Source organism: Mucilaginibacter sp. (assembly GCF_036383575.1).
In the GTDB taxonomy this organism is placed as follows: domain Bacteria; phylum Bacteroidota; class Bacteroidia; order Sphingobacteriales; family Sphingobacteriaceae; genus Mucilaginibacter.
Map to the genome: position 1 here is coordinate 1 of NZ_DASVOB010000523.1, position 4,756 is coordinate 4,756.

Sequence of the window (4,756 nt, forward strand, 5' to 3'; positions counted from 1 at the left end):
CCGGCCACATAGCAGATACCCACCGCCGAGATCACGACAAGCATTATCAAATAGCGCCGGGCAAGGCGGTAAAGCACAAGCGCATACACAATATTGGCTACATACTCCCAAAATAACGACCATGCGGGCGCATTGAAACCAAACAGGTTAAAATACCGCTCGGTCATCCCCGGGTTCGGGATCATGAATATCGAACTAAGAAATAACAGCAATATGCTGCCCGCGCTGCGGGCTATAGGCTGAGTAGCGAGGGGATCAAATAAAAAACCTAACAAGCCCAATACCGAGCCTATGATAACAAGCGGGTGCAGCCTGATGAACCTCGACTTAAAAAATTCCTTAATGCCCATTTTGCCTATTCTGTCGTCATAGGCATAGCCAATTACAAAGCCCGACAGGCAAAAGAAAAAATCAACCGCCAGGAAACCGTGGCCTATAAAATCCTTGCTGTAATCGGAGTAAACGATCTCCATAAAATGGAAGGTAACAACAGCTATAGCCGCTACTCCCCGCAGGCCGTCAAGAATTTCAAAATGTTGTTTGGTTTTAAGGATTCCGGGATTTAGTTTTTCCATAGTAGTAAACCAGGTTGAGTGCAGGAACCTGATTTGCTAAGTAAACAAAAATCTGCCGGATGAAGAACCTGCATTTTCAAATAGGTTATTAGACGTTGTTTAAATTTAATTGTGTTAAAATGTAAAGACCGATCACATGCGTCTCCCGCAGGCAAATTCCTGGAGCTAATAATTACGAAGCGGCTTGTCCTATGGGAGACGCATGTGATGCGTCTCTACATAAAAACTTCTCAAACAAAATTTAAACAGCTTATTAGCAACCAAACTGGGTAAGGTGATGATCAACATGTTTGTAAAACATATTATTCCACTCGGTAAGCGTTAACGTACCAAATGAATGCGACTCACGGCCATCGAAAGCGCTTTCGCCCAATTGCTGCGTTTTGCGAATATAACCGATCAACCGTTCTTTTTCGGTTGCGAAATCCCGCTCGCCTGTTATAATGAAAGCAGGTGCAGTGGGACTGCTGCGTTTATAAGGTACTTCGCTCACTACTTTATTTTTAACCAGCATTTTCAGGATCAGCTTCATAAAGGCCCCGGGCTTAGGATGCTTATCTTCATACACCAGTTCATATGATACACAGCAATGAGCCAGCATTTGTGCAGCATTCATTTCCCCCCATCCGGGCGAGGTTTGCGGAGTAAGCTTGTTAATGCGGCTGATCACATCATCAGCTACCTGTACAGTGAAAATATTGGGTAAGGCCATGAAGGAAAGATAGGTATTTATAATACAAACAATAATGTAAAGGTGCATAATTACATCTTCAACTTGCAAAACAAAAGATTTATAAAATGCGTCTCTACAATGAATTTCATCTGCGTTTAACCCTCATCCAAAAAAATAAAAATTTTTTTTTTTCCATTTTGTCCAATCCACAGAGCATGGTTGTCATTAGGTTTTAACAACAAAAATTTAAAACAAAATGGAACAGAGAATCAACATGTGGGAGAAAGGCCAAAACGCTTTAAAACCATTATTCGGCATCAGCGCATATCTTAAAAAATCGCCACTTGAGTCATCACTTCTTGAGCTGGTAAATTTCAGGGTATCCCAGATCAATAAATGTGCTTATTGCCTTGATATGCATTATAAGGATGCCCGTGCTAAAGGCGAGACCGAACAACGTTTATATGGACTAAGCGCCTGGGAAGAATCTCCTTATTATACCGACCGCGAACGGGCTGCCTTTGCCTGGGCAGAAGCCGTTACCGCCTACCATGTAACCGATGAAGTATATGCTACAGCCAAGGCTCAGTTCAGCGATGAAGAACTGATCGATCTTACCCTCTCCGTTACTACTATTAACACCTGGAACCGCATTAACCTGTCGTTCCCTAACACACCGGGTACTTACCAGGTTGGTCAGTTTGCATAAACAGCTTATATTACAACATTAAAACATAACCTTATGAATGAGTTTTTGTTAGTGATCCACAGGGATCTGAAAAGTAAGGATGCCAGCCCTTCGCCCGAGCAAATGCAGGCGGCTATCAAACCTTTCCAGGATTGGATAGGCGGTATCGCGGCCCAAAACAAACTGGTTGGCCAACCAAAACGCTGGGATGGCGATGGCCGGGTGATCAAACAAAACACGGTGATCAATGGCCCTTATGCCGAAATTAAAGAATCAATTGGCGGCCTGTTCATGATCAGGGCCGAAGATTATGAAGATGCCGTTGAAATTGCCAAAGGTTGCCCTGCATTGCAATGGGGCGCCACGGTTGAAGTGCGAATGGCCATTCCTTCTGTATAAAACAAAAATGCCTTTGTACTTTTACAAAGGCATTTTTATTTACCTATGCAACCTAAAGAGCTTCTACCTCACCTGTTTCGTACCGAATACCGCAAAATTGCAGCTGTACTTTGCCGTCTTTTCGGTATCGAACATATTGAAATTGCCGAAGATATTGTGAGCGATACTTTCCTGTCGGCTACCGAAAACTGGAGCCTGAAAGGATTGCCGGATAATCCGACAGCCTGGCTTTATACCGTGGCTAAAAATAAAACCAAAAACTACCTGAAACGGGATACCATTTTTAAGCAAAAACTTTCGCCCGAAATAATATATACCACCGATAGCACCGGAGAAATAGAGATCGACCTTTCCACCAAAAACATTGCAGATAGCCAACTGGCCATGATCTTTACAGTTTGTAACCCGGTTATCTCGGCCGAATCGCAGGTGGCGCTTGCCCTAAACCTGCTTTGCGGTTTCGGCATACAGGAAATTACCGATGCCTTTTTAGCAAACAAAGAAGTTATATACAAACGGATAAACCGCGCAAAAGAAAAACTGAAGGAAGATGGCATCCAGATCAAACAGCCAACGCTGAATGAGATCGGCAACAGACTGGAAACTGTTTTAACAACTATTTACCTGCTGTTTTCTGAGGGGTATTACTCCATCTCTCAAAACATCACGCTGCGCCAGGACCTTTGCGCCGAGGCCATGCGGCTTAATTACCTGCTTATAGAAAACCCTGCCACCAATACCCCGGCAGCGAACGCTTTGTTTGCGCTGATGTGTTTCCATGCATCACGGTTTGAAGCCCGCACCAATGATAATGGTGCCGTGATCCTTTATGAAGACCAGGATGAATCACTTTGGGACAGGGATCTAATTAATAAAGGCATCTATTACCTAAACCAGGCCTCAACCGGAACAACTTTAACTAAATATCACCTGGAAGCCGGCATCGCCTACTGGCATACCATTAAAGAAGATACTGCCGAAAAATGGGAGAATATATTGCAGCTATACAATAACCTCCTTATTATGGAATATTCGCCTATAGCCGCGCTTAACCGCACCTTCGCCCTTGCCAAAACAAACGGCAAACCAGTTGCAATAGCCGAAGCCGAAAAACTGAACCTGAGCAATAACCATTTTTATTATTCGCTATTGGGAAACCTGTATACCGGCATAGATAACCAAAAAGCATTGCAACATTACGAAACAGCTATGAAACTGGCTACATCTGCAAATGATAAGGCGACTATAGCCATTAATATAGAGCGGCTTGAAAAAAGTCTGGATACTTAAACATAAACAGGTGGCAATAAGAACTTTGAGTTACGGCAATGTTAATGTTTGATAAAAATAAAATATCATAAGCACAATAAAATTCCCACCTCAAAAATTTGGATTATAAAACTTAAATCACTTATCTTCGTTAAATACCAAAAAGGCAAGACTATGCAGGCAGCAGGCTTACATAGTCTTGTTTGCTTTTATAAGCGTTGCGTCCTTTCTTATAAATGGGGAAGGGCGGTTTTTTTTGGATAACCAACAGTAATAAATATTAATTAATTTTTGCGTTATGGCAGAGGTATCATACTATACCAAGGAAGGTTTAGAAAAATTAAAAGAGGAACTACAAAGATTAAAAACAACCGGCCGTTCCGATATATCAAAAGCTATTGCTGAGGCACGTGATAAAGGCGACCTTTCGGAAAACGCTGAGTACGATGCAGCAAAGGAAGCACAGGGTTTACATGAGGCTAAAATTGCACAGATGCAGGAAACTTTGGCAAACGCCCGCCTGCTTGATGAATCAAAGATAGATACTTCAAAAGTACTGGCTTTATCTGTTGTTAAGATCAAGAACCTGAAAAATGGTGCTACCATGAGCTACCAACTGGTATCAGAAAGCGAAGCCGACTTAAAAACCGGTAAAATATCAGTAGCATCGCCAATAGCTAAAGGCCTACTTGGTAAAAAGGTTGGCGAAAAAACTGAGATCACCGTACCTGCAGGTAAAATTGAATTTGAGATCCTGGAAATAAGTAGATAGTTGATTAGGTGAGTAGTTGATTAGGAGAATGGTTTTATCCGGATTTCCAATTAACTACTCACCTGACTATACAAAATCCAACCACTCACCCAATCAACACAATCAACCACTCACCCACCATGACCATCTTTTCAAAAATAGTTGCAGGCGAGATCCCCGCTTATAAAGTTGCCGAGAACGATGATTTTCTGGCTTTTTTAGATATTTTTCCGCTTACAGAAGGACATCTGCTGGTGATTCCTAAAAAGGAGGTTGATTATCTTTTTGATCTGGATGACGACACCTATACCGGCTTGCAGTTATTTGCCAAAAAGGTAGCCATCGCCTTAAAAGAAGCTGTTCCCTGCCCCCGGGTTGGCGTGGCCGTTATGGGGCTCGAT

The 4,756-nt window shown here is 42.5% G+C and carries 7 protein-coding genes; 5 read left to right on the forward strand and 2 right to left on the reverse strand.

The features are described from left to right. Both VF500_RS18445 and VF500_RS18450 read right to left on the reverse strand, forming a co-directional pair. Positions 1–575: acyltransferase (locus VF500_RS18445; protein WP_330861085.1), on the reverse strand; the 575-nt coding region annotated here is incomplete at its 3' end. Between the two features lie 253 nt (positions 576–828). After that, complete coding sequence (locus VF500_RS18450) at positions 829–1,356, reverse strand: DUF1569 domain-containing protein (RefSeq protein ID WP_330861086.1); 528 nt, start codon at positions 1,354–1,356, stop codon at positions 829–831. A gap of 148 nt (positions 1,357–1,504) precedes the next feature. Here VF500_RS18450 and VF500_RS18455 point away from each other — a divergent pair, with 148 nt between their 5' ends. The 5 genes from VF500_RS18455 to VF500_RS18475 form a co-directional block, all read left to right on the forward strand. After that, a complete protein-coding gene (locus VF500_RS18455; RefSeq protein ID WP_330861087.1) occupies positions 1,505–1,957 on the forward strand; it encodes a carboxymuconolactone decarboxylase family protein in 453 nt (150 codons plus the stop codon). A gap of 33 nt (positions 1,958–1,990) precedes the next feature. Further along, positions 1,991–2,335 (forward strand): YciI family protein, encoded by a 345-nt coding sequence (locus VF500_RS18460; RefSeq protein ID WP_330861088.1) that lies wholly within the window; start codon positions 1,991–1,993, stop codon positions 2,333–2,335. Positions 2,336–2,380: 45 nt separating this feature from the next. Then, positions 2,381–3,625 carry an RNA polymerase sigma factor gene (locus VF500_RS18465; protein WP_330861089.1) on the forward strand — a complete coding sequence of 415 codons (1,245 nt, stop codon included), beginning with the start codon at positions 2,381–2,383 and terminating at the stop codon, positions 3,623–3,625. A gap of 277 nt (positions 3,626–3,902) precedes the next feature. After that, positions 3,903–4,376: a transcription elongation factor GreA gene (gene greA / locus VF500_RS18470; protein WP_110586106.1), complete on the forward strand. Its 474-nt coding sequence runs from the start codon at positions 3,903–3,905 to the stop codon at positions 4,374–4,376. Positions 4,377–4,495: 119 nt separating this feature from the next. Continuing rightward, a partial coding sequence (locus tag VF500_RS18475; RefSeq protein ID WP_330861090.1) for an HIT family protein occupies positions 4,496–4,756 on the forward strand: 261 nt, incomplete at its 3' end.

Excerpts from the sequence above, each read along its gene's own strand:
- VF500_RS18455 (WP_330861087.1), top strand. The coding sequence starts at position 1,505 with ATGGAACAGAGAATCAACATGTGGGAGAAAGGCCAAAACGCTTTAAAA.
- VF500_RS18460 (WP_330861088.1), top strand. The coding sequence starts at position 1,991 with ATGAATGAGTTTTTGTTAGTGATCCACAGGGATCTGAAAAGTAAGGAT.
- VF500_RS18465 (WP_330861089.1), top strand. The coding sequence starts at position 2,381 with ATGCAACCTAAAGAGCTTCTACCTCACCTGTTTCGTACCGAATACCGC.
- greA (WP_110586106.1), top strand. The coding sequence starts at position 3,903 with ATGGCAGAGGTATCATACTATACCAAGGAAGGTTTAGAAAAATTAAAA.